General features: G+C 64.6%; 20 protein-coding genes, 1 tRNA gene and 1 other RNA gene. 10 read left to right on the top strand and 12 right to left on the bottom strand.

Features of this window, described 5'->3' with window-relative positions; all coding sequences use genetic code 11:
* Nucleotides 1–141: 141 nt before the first annotated feature.
* A complete protein-coding gene (locus U5914_RS14475; protein WP_336136461.1) occupies nt 142–825 on the bottom strand; it encodes a protein sorting system archaetidylserine synthase in 684 nt (227 codons plus the stop codon).
* A 94-nt stretch (nt 826–919) separates the two neighbouring features.
* On the opposite strand from U5914_RS14475, the gene U5914_RS14470 reads away from it, so the two are divergent.
* Complete coding sequence (locus U5914_RS14470) at nt 920–1,345, top strand: plastocyanin/azurin family copper-binding protein (protein ID WP_336136460.1); 426 nt, start codon at nt 920–922, stop codon at nt 1,343–1,345.
* Between the two features lie 63 nt (nt 1,346–1,408).
* Here U5914_RS14470 and U5914_RS14465 read toward each other — a convergent pair whose 3' ends face one another.
* From U5914_RS14465 to U5914_RS14445, 5 genes are all read right to left on the bottom strand, one after another.
* Nucleotides 1,409–2,038 (bottom strand): 30S ribosomal protein S3ae, encoded by a 630-nt coding sequence (locus U5914_RS14465; protein ID WP_336136459.1) that lies wholly within the window; start codon nt 2,036–2,038, stop codon nt 1,409–1,411.
* Entirely contained in the window at nt 2,035–2,265 is a 231-nt protein-coding gene (locus tag U5914_RS14460) for a KEOPS complex subunit Pcc1 (RefSeq protein WP_336136458.1), read from the bottom strand. The genes U5914_RS14465 and U5914_RS14460 overlap by 4 nt, the downstream gene beginning before the upstream one ends.
* Complete coding sequence (locus tag U5914_RS14455; protein WP_336136457.1) at nt 2,262–3,335, bottom strand: hypothetical protein; 1,074 nt, start codon at nt 3,333–3,335, stop codon at nt 2,262–2,264. Before U5914_RS14455 ends, U5914_RS14460 begins: the two co-directional genes overlap by 4 nt.
* 6 nt (nt 3,336–3,341) lie before the next feature.
* Nucleotides 3,342–3,806: a 30S ribosomal protein S15 gene (locus tag U5914_RS14450; RefSeq protein ID WP_336136456.1), complete on the bottom strand. Its 465-nt coding sequence runs from the start codon at nt 3,804–3,806 to the stop codon at nt 3,342–3,344.
* Between the two features lie 242 nt (nt 3,807–4,048).
* Entirely contained in the window at nt 4,049–4,606 is a 558-nt protein-coding gene (locus U5914_RS14445) for a DoxX family protein (RefSeq protein ID WP_336136455.1), read from the bottom strand.
* Between the two features lie 135 nt (nt 4,607–4,741).
* On the opposite strand from U5914_RS14445, the gene U5914_RS14440 reads away from it, so the two are divergent.
* Genes U5914_RS14440 through U5914_RS14430 form a run of 3 tightly spaced genes read left to right on the top strand, consistent with a single transcriptional unit; the run spans nt 4,742 to nt 6,210 of the window.
* Nucleotides 4,742–5,014 carry a ribonuclease P protein component 4 gene (locus tag U5914_RS14440; RefSeq protein ID WP_336136454.1) on the top strand — a complete coding sequence of 91 codons (273 nt, stop codon included), beginning with the start codon at nt 4,742–4,744 and terminating at the stop codon, nt 5,012–5,014.
* A 48-nt stretch (nt 5,015–5,062) separates the two neighbouring features.
* Nucleotides 5,063–5,311 carry a YhbY family RNA-binding protein gene (locus tag U5914_RS14435; protein ID WP_336136453.1) on the top strand — a complete coding sequence of 83 codons (249 nt, stop codon included), beginning with the start codon at nt 5,063–5,065 and terminating at the stop codon, nt 5,309–5,311.
* Nucleotides 5,308–6,210 (top strand): mechanosensitive ion channel family protein, encoded by a 903-nt coding sequence (locus tag U5914_RS14430; protein WP_336136452.1) that lies wholly within the window; start codon nt 5,308–5,310, stop codon nt 6,208–6,210. The genes U5914_RS14435 and U5914_RS14430 overlap by 4 nt, the downstream gene beginning before the upstream one ends.
* Nucleotides 6,211–6,227: 17 nt before the next feature.
* Here U5914_RS14430 and U5914_RS14425 read toward each other — a convergent pair whose 3' ends face one another.
* The 3 genes from U5914_RS14425 to mvaD form a co-directional block, all read right to left on the bottom strand.
* Nucleotides 6,228–6,974, bottom strand: coding sequence for a DUF429 domain-containing protein (locus U5914_RS14425; RefSeq protein WP_336136451.1), 747 nt, complete (start codon nt 6,972–6,974; stop codon nt 6,228–6,230).
* 93 nt (nt 6,975–7,067) lie between these two features.
* Nucleotides 7,068–7,889: a YqcI/YcgG family protein gene (locus U5914_RS14420; RefSeq protein ID WP_336136450.1), complete on the bottom strand. Its 822-nt coding sequence runs from the start codon at nt 7,887–7,889 to the stop codon at nt 7,068–7,070.
* Nucleotides 7,890–7,981: 92 nt separating this feature from the next.
* Complete coding sequence (mvaD, locus tag U5914_RS14415; protein ID WP_336136449.1) at nt 7,982–8,956, bottom strand: phosphomevalonate decarboxylase MvaD; 975 nt, start codon at nt 8,954–8,956, stop codon at nt 7,982–7,984.
* 183 nt (nt 8,957–9,139) lie between these two features.
* Between mvaD and ffs the strand changes: the two genes are divergently transcribed.
* An RNA gene (gene ffs / locus U5914_RS14410) (signal recognition particle sRNA) lies at nt 9,140–9,454 on the top strand.
* A 214-nt stretch (nt 9,455–9,668) separates the two neighbouring features.
* Here ffs and U5914_RS14405 read toward each other — a convergent pair.
* Complete coding sequence (locus U5914_RS14405) at nt 9,669–10,109, bottom strand: DUF7548 family protein (protein ID WP_336136448.1); 441 nt, start codon at nt 10,107–10,109, stop codon at nt 9,669–9,671.
* A gap of 87 nt (nt 10,110–10,196) precedes the next feature.
* Here U5914_RS14405 and U5914_RS14400 point away from each other — a divergent pair, with 87 nt between their 5' ends.
* Nucleotides 10,197–10,535: a DUF5798 family protein gene (locus tag U5914_RS14400; protein ID WP_336136447.1), complete on the top strand. Its 339-nt coding sequence runs from the start codon at nt 10,197–10,199 to the stop codon at nt 10,533–10,535.
* Here U5914_RS14400 and U5914_RS14395 read toward each other — a convergent pair whose 3' ends face one another.
* Complete coding sequence (locus U5914_RS14395; RefSeq protein ID WP_336136446.1) at nt 10,536–10,943, bottom strand: CoA-binding protein; 408 nt, start codon at nt 10,941–10,943, stop codon at nt 10,536–10,538.
* A gap of 30 nt (nt 10,944–10,973) precedes the next feature.
* Nucleotides 10,974–11,807, bottom strand: a complete 834-nt coding sequence (locus U5914_RS14390) for a geranylgeranylglycerol-phosphate geranylgeranyltransferase (protein ID WP_336136445.1) — start codon at nt 11,805–11,807, stop codon at nt 10,974–10,976.
* A gap of 91 nt (nt 11,808–11,898) precedes the next feature.
* Here U5914_RS14390 and U5914_RS14385 point away from each other — a divergent pair.
* The 4 genes from U5914_RS14385 to rdfA (U5914_RS14375) all read left to right on the top strand — a co-directional run bounded on the left by U5914_RS14385 (nt 11,899) and on the right by rdfA (U5914_RS14375) (nt 14,581).
* A tRNA-Arg gene (locus tag U5914_RS14385) sits at nt 11,899–11,973 on the top strand.
* Between the two features lie 925 nt (nt 11,974–12,898).
* Nucleotides 12,899–13,375: a hypothetical protein gene (locus tag U5914_RS14380; RefSeq protein WP_336136444.1), complete on the top strand. Its 477-nt coding sequence runs from the start codon at nt 12,899–12,901 to the stop codon at nt 13,373–13,375.
* A gap of 608 nt (nt 13,376–13,983) precedes the next feature.
* The gene (gene rdfA / locus U5914_RS16895; protein WP_418766771.1) at nt 13,984–14,277 is read left to right on the top strand and encodes a rod-determining factor RdfA; all 294 of its coding nucleotides are present in this window, start codon (nt 13,984–13,986) and stop codon (nt 14,275–14,277) included.
* Nucleotides 14,210–14,581 carry a rod-determining factor RdfA gene (gene rdfA, locus U5914_RS14375; protein ID WP_336136443.1) on the top strand — a complete coding sequence of 124 codons (372 nt, stop codon included), beginning with the start codon at nt 14,210–14,212 and terminating at the stop codon, nt 14,579–14,581. The genes rdfA (U5914_RS16895) and rdfA (U5914_RS14375) overlap by 68 nt, the downstream gene beginning before the upstream one ends.
* The last annotated feature ends 603 nt before the right edge of the window (nt 14,582–15,184 follow it).

The raw sequence follows: 15,184 nt of genomic DNA, 5'->3' as shown, positions 1-15,184 counted from the left end.
CGCGCGTACTCCTTTCGGCGCCGTTCGGGCGCCTCCAGTCCGTGCGCGCTACGGCGACTCGCTTCGCTCGTCGCCGAGAACCGCTTCGAGGGGGTTCTTCGAACCCCCTCTCGCGGATGCTATCTCTCTTAAATGTCGGCTTCACGCCTCGCGCCAGTATATAAACGGCGCGAGGACGAGATACGCGACGGCAAACAGCAACAGCGAGCGAGGGAAGACGCGGTTGACGACGGTCGGGAAGAAGACCGTCAGTGCCTGCAAGCCGCCGAGGATGAGCGCGTCGCGGGCGTACAGTTCCGGGTACGTGATGGCGGCGACCATCAGATAACAGAACAGGGCCATCGTCCCGAGGAGAAACGCCGGGTCCGTGACGCCTGCGAGATAGAGGACGGCGAGGATGGTGGCGGCGAGCGTCGTCTGGACGCCCTCCGTCGTCGGGTCCTCGCGGTCTTGCAACATATAAAAGCCGAGACGGACGACGGCCATCGCGACGAAGACGGCGGGGATGGCAACCGACGCGGCACCGAGCGGCGTATCGAGGGTCGGGAAGCCGCCGCCGGTGGCGACGGCGTAGACGAAGACGGCGGGGGCGACCCCGAAGGAGGCCACGTCGGCCAGCGAATCGAGGTAATCACCGACAGCGGTGCCGCCGCGGGCGCGAGCGACGACCCCATCGAGGCCGTCGGCGATGGCGCCCAGCAGGATGAGCCGCGCGCTCAATGCGGGGTCGACGGGGGCGACGGCGGCCGCGACGAAACCCAGCGCCGCGTTGGCGACCGTGATGGTGTCGGCCAGCCCCAACTGTCCCAGAAAGCGCGGCTGCATGGCTCTATGTCGGGCGGTCGAAGACGCCGACCTTAGTACGTTCGCTTCACGCCGGAACCGAGGCGCCTTTGGCCGTCCGGCCACGAGTTCGGATATGGACCGACGGGCGTATCTCCGGACCACAGGCGCCGCCCTCGCGGTCGGAACCGCCGGCTGTCTCGACGCCTTCGCCGGCGGCCTCTCCGAGGAGGACTACGACATCGGGATGTCCCAGAACGCCTTCCTCCCGGACGAATACGAGGTTTCGGTCGGCGAGACGGTCGTCTGGGGGAACAACGGCTCTCGGGGCCACACCGTCACCGCCTACGAGTCGGCACTGCCCGAGGGTGCCGCCTTCTTCGCCAGCGGCGACCGCACCTCGACCGATGCCGCCCGCGAGGCGTGGTACGATACCGGCGAGGGCGACATCGCGCCGGGCGAGACCTTCTCTCACACCTTCGAGGTAGCCGGTGAACACCACTACTTCTGTATCCCCCACGAAAGCGGCGGAATGGTTGGCACCATCGTCGTCCGCGAATAGTAGGCGGCCGGTGAACGGCCTCGCGGCTGGTCGGGCGGAATAAAAACGAGAATCTCGGTCGCGTTATTCCTCGTCGTCTTCGACGTCGACGCTGGCCTCTTCCTCGGCGGCGACCTCTTCGGGTCGGGCCTCGAGGCGCGTCTTCTGGACCTCGACGCGGCGAAGCGGGTAGATCTTCTTCGCGTCGTTGTAGATGGCCGACGAGAGACGACCTTCGACGATGCTGTCGAGGAGCCCTTCGAAGGTACGTTCCTCGGCGGCCTCTTCGACGAGATCGACCATGATCTGTCGGATCTCCTGTTCCTGACTGCGGTCCGCGGACTTCGTCGTGTAGGCGACGGGCTGGACCTGCAGTCGGTAGTCGTCGGTCGTCAGGACCGTCACGAAGGCGTCGACCTTCGAGGTGCCGCGGCGGGTGAGGCTGCGGAGGTAGTCACGGGTGAGTTCGTGCTGGATGAACTCCGTGTAGGCGGTGTCGCTGCCGACGTCCGTGACCTGGAAGGTCAGTTTCGTGTTGTTCTCGCTTTGATCGCCCTGGAGGTCGCCGAGCGTGGTCTCGATAGTCCGGTCGTAGACCTGCTCGGGTTCCTCGGCGGGTGTTTCACCGAGTTCGGCCCGGTCGAAGATTTCGGGGGCCATAATGGTGTACCATCGCTTCTCCTGTTTCCGCTTGGATACTGAACGTTCGCTCATGATTGTGTTGTCGTATCGGTTATCGTCTGTGCGACTGTGAGGTTCGTCACGTAATCGTCCGCCGTCGTCCGGAGGCCGCCGGTCGAATCGCGCTCGATGGTCGTCACGATAGATGACCCCTCGACGCGGGTCGACATCTCCGCGGTGTTGTCGGGAGTCAGCGCCGCCGCCACGACCTCGGCGTCGTCGTGGTCCGTCCGAATCGTCACCTCGTGGCTGGCGGTCATAGCGCCTCCCGGAAGGCCGCGATGTAGTCGGTCGCCGTGCCGTCGAACGTCGCCCGTCCGTGGGTGCCGCGGGCGGTCGCCCGGCCGTCGAGGCTGGCTGCCGCCTCGTGGGCCGCCTGCCCGATATCGCGGTCGGCCGCGATTGCCGCGCCGCCCTCGGTCGAGACGAGCGCGACCGGTTCGGGGGCGCGATAGGCAAGCAGGAGACGAGCGACGGTGCCCAGCGGCGCGTCGGGGCCGACCCGGGCCGCGTAGACACCGTTGTATCGGCTCGTGTCGGCCTCGCGGACCGCGTCGTGGGCCCGCTGGCCGTGTGCGCGCCAGGCCTCCAGTGCCGTCTCGTCGACGGCGTGGCCGAGCGCGAGGGCGAGTCCCGTCCCGGGCCGTTCCCGGGCGACCGCATCGAGCACGTCGGCGTAGCCGCCGAGCGTCTCGAACCGGTCGGTCTCATAGGGATACAGCGCGCGTTCGACCGCCTCGGAGGCACGCGGGGGTGCGTCCTCGACGGCCGACAGCGCGACGTAAGAGGCGAGTTCGCGGCCGGCATCGACCGCCGAAACCGCGTCTTCGGCCGCTTCCCGGTCGCCCGAGAAGTCGGCATGCACGAGCGTCGACCCGGCGAGGCCCTCAGTACGGTCCTCGGTCGGGACGGCGACGCCCGGTCGTCGGTCGAGGTCGGCGCGTTCGAGGAAGGTCCCCGACGGTTCGGCGCCGGCACAGACCGCGCCGGCAAGCGCGAGCGTCGAATCGACCGCCTCGCCTGCGAGGTCGGCGGCGATGTCGGCGGCCGCGAGGGCGAGTGGCTCCCCGCGGAGCGGGACGTCCGCGTAACTGTCGGTGTGGCCGACGGAAACGGTGAAATCGGCGTCGGTCGCCGGGGCGTCGGGGACGGCCGCGAGGCTGGCCTGATAGGGCACCTCGGCGGCATCGAGTGCGCGGGCCAAGAGACCCGTCGCGGCGAGCGCGTCGCCGTCGGCGGTCGCGACGAGCCGAACGAAGTCGGCATCGCGCAGACCGGCGGCTACGCGGTCAGGGGTGCGGTCGTCCTCCGAGCGGCCGGCGGCGGACATCGTGACTTACTCCAGTAGCTCTTTGGCTTCGTCGTATTCGTAGGTGAACTCGGCGTCGAGTTTGTCGCCGCGGTAGTAGTCGACCAACCGGCGAATCTTCGACTCCGTGTTCTGGAGCGCTCGCTTGTTCTGGGCGTCGCCGGGATTTTCGTCCATGTGGGCGCGGAGACGGACGGCCCGCTCCATGAGGTTTCGGAGGTCCTCCGGGAAGTCGGGGGTAACGTCGTTCTCCTCGAGGATTTCGGTGACCTTCTTGCCGGTCGCCAGTTTGACGTCCGGCACGGGCGTGCCCTGAACGCCCTCGTCGCGCAGCTTGAGGCCGATCTGGCTGGGGTCGTGCCCCTCTTCGGCCAGTTCGACGACGCGCTCCTCGATTGCGTCTTCGTCTACGTCACTCCACTCCGGCGGTTCGTCGGCCGCAGGTCGGTCCGAACCGGACGACCCACGACGGCGGGAATGCATTCGTGCCATTGTTTGTAAATTGGAACTGCACGGACCGCTGTAGTCGATTGGCGTGATTGCTCGCAGGGGCTGGCAGCGGGCCAGCCTGTGGCGTTACGCCAGCACTACCGCAATCCCAAGCCGACCAATCGGCCGGCGAGTCGGATTTGCGGTCGTGCGGTTCCCATGTGCGAGTCGTGGCTTCGCGCACAAAACGGTTTCTACTCGTCGGGAGTCGCTGAAAACGGAAACCGATGCGAAAAAGCGGTCGTTCAGCCGAGGACGTATCCGAGTCGGGGGTACCGCTCGATGAGCGGCATGCCGCCGACTTCGAGCCGCTCGAGGTAGCGGTCGACGCCGAGGATGCGGCCCGCGGCGAAGGCCCCGATGGCGAGGAAGACGACCATGTAGACCAGCGTCGAATCGAACAGCGCCAGCCAGTCGCCGGCCCAGCCGCCGAGGTAGAACGCCGTCATCTGTAGGGCGCCACCGAGGGCGGCCAGTCGGACGAACGCGCCGGCGATGAGCGCCGCACCGATGAGGAGCTGGGTCACCGGGATGAGGACGTTAATCGTCTCCATGACCGCCGGGCTGGCGGCCATCGCGGCGTAGAGGCCGCTGACCGGGCTCGCGGGGTCGACCCCGTGGACGAGGTAGCCGCTCGCGTCGAACGGCCATTCGCTGACCTTCCCGAGGCCAGCGAAGAGAATCATACCGCCCATTACCAGCCGCAACGCGACGACGAACCACGCGCTGAGAGCGTGGGGGTCGCCGGTGAGGGTGAGCCCACCGTAGCGGCTTTCGAGCCGGTTTCGGGTTGTAGTTGACATTTGGATCAGTCCTTTACAGTTACACCTTGGTCGGACGATGGCTTATAAACCGACCCCACGTCCCACCCGGTGGGAACCGACGCCCGCCGGACCCATCACGGAACGCCTAAACGCGGGCGCCGAGAACGACGGCCCGTGAGCGTCGCCGAGGAACGCATCGAGCGGTTACACGAACTGGCGCGGGCGGCCGCCCGGGAGGGCGACGACGACCTCGCGCGCCGGTACGTGCGTCGGGCCCGCCGGGTCGCCGAGCGGAACCGCCTGTCGCTGCCGAAGCGATTTAAACGATTCACTTGCGACGCGTGCGACGCGTATCTGGTTCCCGGCCGGAACGCGCGGGTGCGAACGCAGGACGGCCACGTCGTGGTCACCTGCGAGTGCGGGGAACAGGCCCGGTTCCCCTACTGAGCGGCCGTGTCTGCCACTCTTTTAAGAGAGGAAACCCAACCCGGTTGTATGTCGGAAAACGACCTGCGAAAGCGGGCTCACGACCTCGACGTGACGGTCTGGGTAGGCAAATCCGGACTCGACCCGGTCGTAGACGAACTCAAAGACCAGTTGGACGACCGCGAGTTGGTGAAAGTGAAGTTCCTCCGGGCGGCCCGGGGCGGGACGAACACCGAGGAACTGGCCGAGGAGTTGGCCGACCGCGTCGGCGCTGAGGTGTTCGATACGCGGGGTCACACGGCGGTGATTCGTCGATGATGGTGCTCCAGGCCGCCGCGGACGCGGCCACCAGCCTCGTCGGCCGGTTCCTGAACGACTATTTCAACGTCGACCCGACCATCGCGGACCCCATCGGCTACGCCGTTCAGGGTATCCTCGTCTTCATCCTGCTGTACATCGCCGGCCGGGCCTTCGTCATCCCCCTCGTCAACCGGGCGATGGACCGCCGCGGGCTCGACACGCACGCGAAGAAACCCCTCAACAAGGTCGCCTTCTTCATCGTCGTCTTCATCGCCATCGCCATCGCCTTCAGCGCGGCCGGGCGGGGGAACATCCTGACCTCGCTTGCGACTATCGCCGCCGCTGCGACGCTGGCGATCGGCTTCGCGATGCAGGACGTTCTCCAGAACTTCGTCGCCGGCGTCTTCATCTTCACCGAGAAGCCGTTCCGAATCGGCGACTGGATCGAGTTCGACGACCAGTCGGGCGTCGTCGAGGACATCAGCCTCCGCGTCACGCGCCTGCGGACGTTCGACAACGAACTGCTGACGGTACCGAACTCCCAGTTGACCGACAACGTCGTCAAGAACCCCGTCGACGCCGACAAACTCCGCCTGAAGTTCGTCTTCGGCATCGGCTACGACGACGACATCGAGCAGGCGACGGATATCATCCTCGAAGAGGCCGAAGCCCACGACGACATTATGGACGACCCCGAGCCGTCGGTTCGGTTGACCGAACTCGGCGACTCCTCGGTCGGCCTGCAGTCCCGCATCTGGATTTCGAACCCCTCCCGTGCGGACTTCGTGAAGACGCGCGCCGAGTACGTCCGGAACGTCAAACAGCGGTTCGACGAGGAGGGCATCGACATCCCCTACCCCCACCGGACCCTCACCGGTGGCCTCGAGTTCGCCGACGGCCCGGTCGCCGAATCGTAGCGACGGACGACTCTTTTTCAGGCCGTCTCGCCGGCCGTCAGCGGTGTTTCGCTCCGGTAGACGTACTGCATCGGCAGGCCCTTCTCGTCGGTGGGCGGGTCGGCCGGCAGCGACCGGAGGTCGCCGGGGCCGGGCCGAACCGTCAGGCCGAGTGCGACGCCGTCGAGGACGGCCGGAATCGGCACTTCGTGGCCCTCGGTCGCCTCGGCGACCGACTGGACGGTCGGCGGGGCGTCGCGGTCGAAGCACGCGAGAACGCGCATGCGCTCGGCGTAGCCGGCGGCGACGCTCGGTGGGTAGGAGAGCGGTTCGCCCGCGAAGGCGCGATAGCAGAGTTCCGGCAGGGCCTCGACGAACATCGGCCGCGCCTCGTCGATGGTCGTCAGGAACTCGTCGACGCCGGCGATGACGCGCGCGCGCTCGAAGGCCGTCTGCGAGAGGCTGCGGCCGGTCTTGCGCTCGTGGACCCGGGCTGCGGCCCGGTAGCGCTGTTTGCGGGCGGCCTCCCGGACCGGCGCCGGGATGAGGGCCTCGCGACGCTCGCCGAGCAACTCGACGGCCGCGGCCTCGTTCGGCCGTGGCGCCGTCGTCGACTCCAGCCCGATGGGAACGTCGACGGCCACGCGCTCGGCGGTCTCCTCGTAGCGGGTCCATAGCTCGCCGACCCCATCGAGGACCGCCGCGTGGTCGTAGCCCTCGTCGGTGTAGGCGACCGCGAGCCAGACGCCGCCGCGGGCGACGGCACCGACGTAGTAATCGCTCACGGGCGTATCCTGCAACCGCGCGCACGTAGGTGTATCGCCGCCGTCGGACGAGCGTCGTGCGCCCGTCCGTCGGTTCGTCGGCTACCGACCCGGTCAGTCCGCCGAAACAGACGGCCTGTTGCCGATGAGGTGGTCGGTCTTCGGGTGTTCACGGGTGACGGTCATCGGGCATTCGTCCGGAGCCTGCGAATCGTCCTCCCGGAAGAGGTACTGGTGCCACTCTCGGTCGCCCTCGTTGCCCCAGTCGCCCAGGTCGGCGTGGGGACAGACGCCGTCGTAGCCCTCCAGCCGGTCCTGAATCACCTCGCGGGCGTTCCGTCCCTGCTCGTAGTCGGCGGTCACGTTGAGGTCCTCGAACAGCGTTCGGGGCTGGAACGTGATTTCGAGGCCGATGGGACAGTACCGACTCCTGTAGGTGTCGTAGAAGGGCGCTCGACAGGTCGGAAACATGGGTTCGCCGCCGAAGCAGAACTCCCATTTCGGGTGGTCGGTCTCGGTAGGGATGTGGTCGGGCCACGGTTCCGGGTCGTGGACGTGGAGGAACTGGAGGATGTGCCACAGCGTATCGTGGTAGTCGGCCTCCGACAGCGGCCGTTCGGCGGGTTGGAAGAAGGCGACCAGCGAGGCCCGGTCGGCGTAGTCCTCGTAGGTGTCGAGGTATTCCAGCAGCGTCTCGCCGAGGGCCGTCAGTGCTGTCCGGTCGCTGGTCGACGGGACACAGGTATAGAGGAGTTCGCCGTTCTTGACCGCTTCCGTGCCGAAAAAGCAGGGAAACGGTGTGTCGTTCCGCTCGCCGGTGAGACCGTCGGTGAATGATTCGAAGTGCGCTCGGGCCCACTCGGGTACCCCGCCGGACTCGACACGCTCGGCCATCGTGTCGTGGTCCAAAAGCGACTGCATACCCTGCTCGTTCATGCGTGTTCGTGGGGATTCGTGGGCCCCTTAACGTTCCGCTCTCGGCGAATCTCCGGGTGGCGCCGTCTCCGGCCGGAAACGTACGACAGAGCTCAGAACAGGGCCTCGTCCTCGTCGAGCACCTCGGCGGGGCCGCCGACGCCCCAGACGTGGGTGTCGATACCGAGGTCAGCGATGGCCTCCTCGACCCGGTCGACGAATCGGTCGGTCGTGTTGATGTAGACGGAGGCGCCTGTGTCCGTCGAGAAGTAGACCGGCACGTCCTCCTCCTCGCGGAGCGTGCGGACCGTCTCGAAGACCTCCAGCGTCTCGGGCTTCCAGTAGACCCACCCCTCCGGGCCGGTCATCGTCGTCGCCGCCAGCGACAGCGAGTCGTGTTCGGCGGTCTCGAAGGTCGTCGCGAAGTCCGCCTCGCGCAGGGCGTGTCGAGCGGTCGCGATTTGCTCGTGAATGTGGGCCAACCGCGCCTGGAACATGTGGCTGTCGGCGGCCTCGCGGTGGGCCGCCGCGGTGTGTTTGAACGCGGGGACTTCGGCGCCGATGATACGCAACTCGTCTTCGAGGTCCGTCTCGATGCGCTCGGAGCGGCAGTCGATGTCGTCCTTGCCGGTGCGGAGATGCGAGAACGCGCCGGTGACGGCCCGCGCCGCCGAGGCCGACCCGCGGCGAGCGATCGTCGACATCTCCGGATGCGAGAGGTCGAGGTCGGCGGCGGCACACAGTGCGACGGCGGCGGCCGCAAAGCCGGACGCCGAGGAGCCGAAGCCGATGTTCGTCGGGAAGTCGTTGATGGATTCGAAGCGCACGCGCTCGTCGATGCCGGCGAGTTCGCGGACCCGGTCGACGACGCCACGGATGCGCTCGGCGCCGCGGCCCTCGAGGACCTCGCCGTCGACGACGTAGCGGTCGGCGTCCCGGGCGGAATCGAACTCGACGGTGGTCTTGGAGTGACTCGGCGCGGTACAGACGGAGATCGAGTCGTGGTAGGGAAGCCGCAACTCGTGGTCGAACATCCCGTGGTACTTGACGATGCCCTGAATCGGGTGCGCCTTCGCGGTCGCCTTCATACCCGCTGGTCCGGCGGAGACGCCTTGGGGGTTTCGTTGTCGGCTCTCTCGTCGGTACGCTCGCCGTTCGACACAGACCGTGTCGAGCGGGCTTCTCACGGCCGCGTTCGGGACTCGGGAAAACCACTGGATAGCGGTCGTGTCGGTTGACGAAAGACACTTAAGTCGGAACCGTCTACGATAATCTGGACTCAGGTCGGGCGGTTAGGCCCCGCTCGCTACCCGCGCTATGGTCTTTAGCGGGGACCGAATCCGGGGTTCGTCTGGCCCGACCAGTACGGGCCCCGCAAGCCAACGTCGAAGCCTCGTCCTACGAGGGCAGCGGTCTCCGGGCTGGCGTCTGCAGGGACGTTCAGCCGGAGTTAACCGTGGGTAATCCGTCAGGCACGGAAGTGAGCAGCGGGCCCACGGACAGCTGTCGCCCGTAGGGTCGCGGGGCCGAGGAGGCAAGCGGGACTCCCCGTATTGGAACGGCCAGGCAACCCCCGGCGTCCAACCATTCATTCCGAACTTTTTGTACGGGTAGCCGCCGCTGGCGGCTACCCGACAAAAACTTCGATGAAAAATAGCGACTCGTTCCAGCCGCGGCGCTTCGCGCCGCGTTAGTCACTCGTCGCTACCGGCCGCTCCCTGCGGTCGCGTCCGGGGAAACGCCTCGCTGCGCTCGGCGTATGCCAACTCTCTTTGATACTCGAAATCCGCCAAGTTCTGTTTAAAACAGCCGCAGCGCTCGCGCATACCAACCACCAGCGACGGGGACCAGCACCGACACCGCGGCGAGAACCCAGCGGTGATATTCGAGGACGACACCGGTCGTCAGTGGGCCGACGAGCGGGTCATCGGTCGCCAACTGGAGCGGCACCTCGCTGGGGACGGTGACGGCCCACAAAAGCGCGATGAGGAAGACGACGAGACCGAGGCCGACACCGGCGCCGGCGGCCGTTTCTGGGTCGGTGCGGTCCTTCAGGCCGGCGGCGAAGATGATGACGCTGGCCAGCGCCATCAGGCCGGCCGCCCACGGCGTCGGCGTGCCGGCGCCGTAGTAACTCGATACTGCGGCGCTGTCGACGACGAGATACGGAACGACGAGGACGACGACGACGAGCGACGACGCGACGATGCCGAGTTGCGGTGCGGCGCGACGGCTGTCCATACCGGGAATCCGGTGTCGGGCGTCTTAACGCTCGGGGATACGGCGCGCACCGCAAGGCACACCACGGCGGGCACCGATACGAGGAACATGGGACTCGGAGGCGCGACCAAGAAACTCCAGAAAGTCGCCGACATGGGCGACGAACTGTACAGCCGAATCAACGAACTCCGCGAGCAGATCATCGAGATGCGCGAGACCGTCCAGGATACGAACCAGCGGGTCGACGCCCTCGAAAACAAACTCGACCAGCAGGGCGCCATCCTCGAAGCCCTCGCCGAGAAGGAGGACATCAACGTCGACGAACTCCTCACCGAAGTCGCCATCGAGGAGGCCGAACCCGCGGTCACCGAGGCCGACGGCGACGACGGTACCGCCGTCGCGGATGCCGAATCCGGCTCCAGTTCCGGGGCCGACAGCGGCGAATAACTATTTCAAGCGGTTGTACTCGACCTTCAGGCACTTGTCCTCGACGTACTTGCGGCCGGAGTCTTCGACGCGCTCGCCGGCCTCGCTGTCGCGGATGCCGAGTTGCGTCCAGACGACGTCGACGTCGTCGCGTTCCAGCACCGCGTCGACGATGTCGCTTACCTCCTCGCTCGGCCGGAAGACGTCGACGATATCGATCTCCTCCTCGACGTCAGCGAGGGAGTCGTAGACCTCCTTTCCGAATATCTCGTCGGCGTAGGGGTTGACCGGGATGATTTCGTAGCCCCGTTCGCGCATGAACTTCGGAATCGCGTGGGCGTCCTTCTGCGGCGTCGTCGAGCAACCGACGACGGCGATGGTTTCGAGGTCGAGTATCTCCCGGAGTTCGTCGTCGCTTTCGACGGGCATACTTGACCGAATGGTCGACACGTCAAAAACCTACACGACGACGGCAAGCCGCCCGATGACGAAGGCGATGGCCGCCGCGAACATAGCCGCCTTCAGCCACGTCTGACCCGTCGTCGGGTCCTCGAAGGACCGGTAGGTGGCGACGGCCATCGCCACGACGGCGGGAACGAGGGCGACGAGATAGACGACGCCGAAAACCCCGAGCACGTACGGTGCCGGACTGGCGACGATTGCCGCCGCGACGAAGACCGCCGCGACGTACAGCGCCCGCCGCTCGCCGATGGCGATGGGAAGCGTGTTCAATCCTTCCTCGCGGTCGCCCTCGATGTCCTCGACGTCCTTGACGATTTCACGCGCCATCGTCGCGCCGGCCGCGAGCGCGAACAGCACTAAAACCGCGACCAGATCGCCGCCGACCGCGGCGCCGCCGTAGAGGAACGTACTTCCGGTCAGTGCGGCCACCAGAGCGTTGCCGACGCCCGGCATGCCCTTGAAGACCTCCGTGTAGGCGACCAAGCCGACGAGATTGACGACGGCGATGGCGATGGCCAGCGGCGGCAACAGCAGCGTCAACGCGACGGCGCCGCCGAAAAGCGCGACGCTGAACGCCAACGCCCCACGCGGGGAGACGGCACCGCGCGGAATCGGGCGCTCCGGCTGGTTGATGGCGTCGATCTCCCGGTCGAAGTAGTCGTTGATGGCGTTGCCTCCGCCGGTCGCCAACACCGTCGCCACCACGGCAAAGGCCGCCGGTAGGGGGGCGTCCAGTCCCCCGGCGACGAACGCGCCGATAAAGGTCAACCCGCCCGCGGCGATGGCGTTCCCCGGGCGCGTCAACTCGACTAACCCGCGCACCTGCACCATATCTCGGGGTCCCCCGCCGGCCGCTTGAACCCACCGGAACTTCGCCCGAATGGACAGGGTTAAAAGCACGACTCCAGTTAGGTACGGGTGCGGGCGCTTAGCTCAGCTTGGACAGAGCACTTGGCTTCGGACCAAGATGCCGCGGGTTCAAATCCTGCAGCGCCCATCCCTTTTCGGAACGGTTCGAATTCACACGACGGCGTCGGGGTGTTTATAAAAGAACCCCGAAACCGCCTTGCAGAGTTCATTCCGCAGCGGGTCGCTCCCTACTGCCGTCACGCAATCTCTAAATCCATTCAGTCGACTAGTCAACTTAAAATTAAGGGAGGAGCTGAGCTCTCCTGCGCGCGTCTCGGTTTCATTCGAACCGGTCGCCCCGTGGTCTGGTGCTGGTATCTCTGACGAGGAGTTGATGGGTCACAACAAGTCCGAGACCGATGAAGGCCCACCTCCATCCGAACGAAGACGAGTACGCCGAGTATCTTCGACCGGCCGGCGCCGTCGACGGCGCCGAGTGATGGAAAAGAAGAATGGGCTGACGGGCCACCCCCGTGACCCCCATACCCCACGTTAGCCCCACCAAACGAGACTACGTCGGCGGTCACCCGCCGACATTTCATTTGAAGGAGGGATAAAGAAAGAGAGCTCGGGCTCCAAGGAACTTCGGGCAGCAAGCCCGCGAGATTGCCTGAAAATGGAAAATCGGGATTTATTTTCGAACTGAAGCTCCCACCAGTCGGAGCGTGGCCACCGTTCACTCCCCTGACGGACGGTCTGATGTTGCAGAAAATCGAATTTATAATTATCTCGTAAATCTGCAACATACTGCACACCGAGGCAGAACTCTCGGCGCTGAAAGTCCCTCAGGAACCGTCGGCAGTGCCCGGGCTCACCGGGGGTTAGACCGGAATCGCAGTTACGTGTCCGAACTTGTCGACTGGGTGGAGGCGAAAGGGTCGGTTCCCACCCCCTGTGACGAAAAGCAGAAGCAGGTGCGACGATTTCAGCGCACAGCGAGTTCTCGAGAACGACGATGGATGTCGGATCAATATCTTCTACCGGTAATTGACAAACTCGCCCCTACAGAGGGGATGCGACAGCGTAGTGAGACCTACCTCGACGCTGGTGGACTGTCGGTCGCGCTGGTCAGTGCCGAGGACATCTTCCTGTTCAAGTCGGTTGCCGGGCGAACGGACGACATCGAGGATATGTTCGCCCTCGTGCAGACTGAACTCGACTTCGACGTCATCGAAGACGAACTGGAGCAGCAAATCGAGTTGTTGGGACAGGAGTTGTTCGTCACGCACACGAACGAGGCACTGCTCGAACTCGAAGCCCAGCACAACATCTCGACACCGTTGGCTGAGCGGGTCTCCGAAATTACCGAACGTGTGTACCAGGAACTCGAAGTGCTACAGGCCTTCGAGTGGTCGATCTCTCGCTCGGAGGTGAAAGCCGCGGTTGATCTCCCTCCCGACGCCGTGGACGATGCCATCCAACACCTCACCGAGAAGGACGTCGTCGCGGTCGACAATGACGTGATTGTCCGGAAATCAACCAACCTCTGACAGAGCCGCGATGTCGACGAGTGCGACGTTGAACACGTAGGCGTTTGGCAGCCCTATCTTCTGGCGCCGTCGTCGGCGCCTGTTCGACCTGTTTGCCGTCGACGGCAGTGTAACCGATCCCCGGTGAATCTTACTTGAGCTACGGCGCCGTCGACGGCGGTTTCGAACGTATGAGATGATTCAATCGATTCGCGCGCTTTCAGCGGTTACAGCGTTTAAGACGGCTGTCCACTTCCGCCCTAGTTGTCTTGGATTTAAGTACTCAGTCGCGGTCAGAGCGGTTTCAACGGTTGATTTGGAGGTTGTTGACGGACAGTTATCCGGAGGAACTGGAGCCGCGGCCGCGTGACGCGCTGCGGATGGTCATCGATTCAGGTCACATGATTGATCTCCTCTGACGCGGCGCCGACGACGGCGCCAACCGATTTTTGGACACTACTGTGGAACCTGTCCGAGCAGTTGGAGTACTATCCTTACGTCCGGTTCGAGATGATTCTACCCGCGAGGGCTCGGATCGGCTTATACGTCTCGATAGACAGATTCTGTGAGTGCTGCTTGAGAGGGGGTGAGCCCTTTTGGCCATCTACGGGCACGAGGAGCATGCGATTATGGCAGAAGAAACCGAATGCGAGATAGAGGCGCTGGCCGACAAGTACGGTCTATCTCTGGATGTTCTGGACGCAGACATCCGTCAGGACTGGACGGAGGGAAAGAGTCTTCAGGAGATTACTGATTGGTTCAACGAGAGGTTGCTTCGCGCCGCTGGCGATCACCTCGGACGGTCTGGGCGCCCAGTCGAGGAATACAGAGCGAAGATGACGGAATCGGAGGTGAGTGAGTGTCGATTCGCGCGTGTTGCGGGAGATGCAGCAAGAGGGAATCGATCCCGCCGAAATCAGTAATGACCAGGTGACGCCAAGCACGATTCGACGGCACCTCCGGGAATGCGTGACACCGGAGAGGAACAATGAAGCGACGGTCGATTTTGCGGCGACGGAGGAGAGCTTACGCGCGTTGCAGTCGAAGACACGGATTGTCTTCGAGCGGACTATCGACCGCTTGATGCGCGAGGGGTTCGTCTCGTCCGGTGATTTCAACATCGAGGTTCACATTCGTTACCGCTGCAACGAGTGTGGCGATACCCGCGACGCGTTCCAGTTTCTCCGAATGCATGGATGCTCGTGCAGTAGCGAGTCCAACACGTGACTGGTTTCGAGGCGGCGCCGACGACGGCGGATTGATTTTAATCACTATCTTGTCCGTGTTTAGTGAAGGATTCACCTCACGCCCGGGATAATAGACCCTTGTTTTCTGGAGGTAGATGCGGTCTTCTCGTTATTGGTGTTCCCGACGTGGCGCCGTCAACGGCGTCGTGCCGATCTCGATTGGTAAGGGGCGCAACGGCACGTCGACGGCTGCCATCCCCCAACTGGTTCCAATCGGACTACGCAGTAAGGGGAATAAAAGGGGGATGAGGTGTTGTTGTTGTAGCTATAGTATTGGGGTCGGGTATGGTGTCGGTGCTCTTCACGTGACGATGGAGAATCCGGTACAAAGGGCAAGACACGCGACTGTTGACGCGCGGTCGACGCTTGGACTCAAATCGGGTGAATGCGGTACGCTCGTTCGCATTCACTCACTCACTGTACCGCAAACACGGTACCCTCGCTTCGCTCTAAGAACTAGAGACACTTAAGCTACTCCCTTGTTACCGTGTTACACATTATGGTATGTCATAGAATGTAGTGTAGTGCCAACTCACGTGGCTAATCTTGGGGCCCTCTGCCGTGAAGATGGATGAGCGTCAGC

Source organism: Natronomonas amylolytica, from assembly GCF_037031205.1.
Taxonomy (GTDB): Archaea; Halobacteriota; Halobacteria; order Halobacteriales; family Haloarculaceae; genus Natronomonas; species Natronomonas amylolytica.
The sequence above is the reverse complement of the archived record's forward strand: the minus strand, read 5'-3'. Positions and strand labels throughout refer to the sequence as shown.

Excerpts from the sequence above, each read along its gene's own strand:
- U5914_RS14475 (WP_336136461.1), bottom strand. The coding sequence starts at position 825 with ATGCAGCCGCGCTTTCTGGGACAGTTGGGGCTGGCCGACACCATCACG.
- U5914_RS14470 (WP_336136460.1), top strand. The coding sequence starts at position 920 with ATGGACCGACGGGCGTATCTCCGGACCACAGGCGCCGCCCTCGCGGTC.
- U5914_RS14465 (WP_336136459.1), bottom strand. The coding sequence starts at position 2,038 with ATGAGCGAACGTTCAGTATCCAAGCGGAAACAGGAGAAGCGATGGTAC.
- U5914_RS14460 (WP_336136458.1), bottom strand. The coding sequence starts at position 2,265 with ATGACCGCCAGCCACGAGGTGACGATTCGGACGGACCACGACGACGCC.
- U5914_RS14455 (WP_336136457.1), bottom strand. The coding sequence starts at position 3,335 with ATGTCCGCCGCCGGCCGCTCGGAGGACGACCGCACCCCTGACCGCGTA.
- U5914_RS14450 (WP_336136456.1), bottom strand. The coding sequence starts at position 3,806 with ATGGCACGAATGCATTCCCGCCGTCGTGGGTCGTCCGGTTCGGACCGA.
- U5914_RS14445 (WP_336136455.1), bottom strand. The coding sequence starts at position 4,606 with ATGTCAACTACAACCCGAAACCGGCTCGAAAGCCGCTACGGTGGGCTC.
- U5914_RS14435 (WP_336136453.1), top strand. The coding sequence starts at position 5,063 with ATGTCGGAAAACGACCTGCGAAAGCGGGCTCACGACCTCGACGTGACG.
- U5914_RS14430 (WP_336136452.1), top strand. The coding sequence starts at position 5,308 with ATGATGGTGCTCCAGGCCGCCGCGGACGCGGCCACCAGCCTCGTCGGC.
- U5914_RS14420 (WP_336136450.1), bottom strand. The coding sequence starts at position 7,889 with ATGAACGAGCAGGGTATGCAGTCGCTTTTGGACCACGACACGATGGCC.
- mvaD (WP_336136449.1), bottom strand. The coding sequence starts at position 8,956 with ATGAAGGCGACCGCGAAGGCGCACCCGATTCAGGGCATCGTCAAGTAC.
- U5914_RS14405 (WP_336136448.1), bottom strand. The coding sequence starts at position 10,109 with ATGGACAGCCGTCGCGCCGCACCGCAACTCGGCATCGTCGCGTCGTCG.
- U5914_RS14400 (WP_336136447.1), top strand. The coding sequence starts at position 10,197 with ATGGGACTCGGAGGCGCGACCAAGAAACTCCAGAAAGTCGCCGACATG.
- U5914_RS14395 (WP_336136446.1), bottom strand. The coding sequence starts at position 10,943 with ATGCCCGTCGAAAGCGACGACGAACTCCGGGAGATACTCGACCTCGAA.
- U5914_RS14390 (WP_336136445.1), bottom strand. The coding sequence starts at position 11,807 with ATGGTGCAGGTGCGCGGGTTAGTCGAGTTGACGCGCCCGGGGAACGCC.
- U5914_RS14380 (WP_336136444.1), top strand. The coding sequence starts at position 12,899 with ATGCGACAGCGTAGTGAGACCTACCTCGACGCTGGTGGACTGTCGGTC.
- rdfA (WP_418766771.1), top strand. The coding sequence starts at position 13,984 with ATGGCAGAAGAAACCGAATGCGAGATAGAGGCGCTGGCCGACAAGTAC.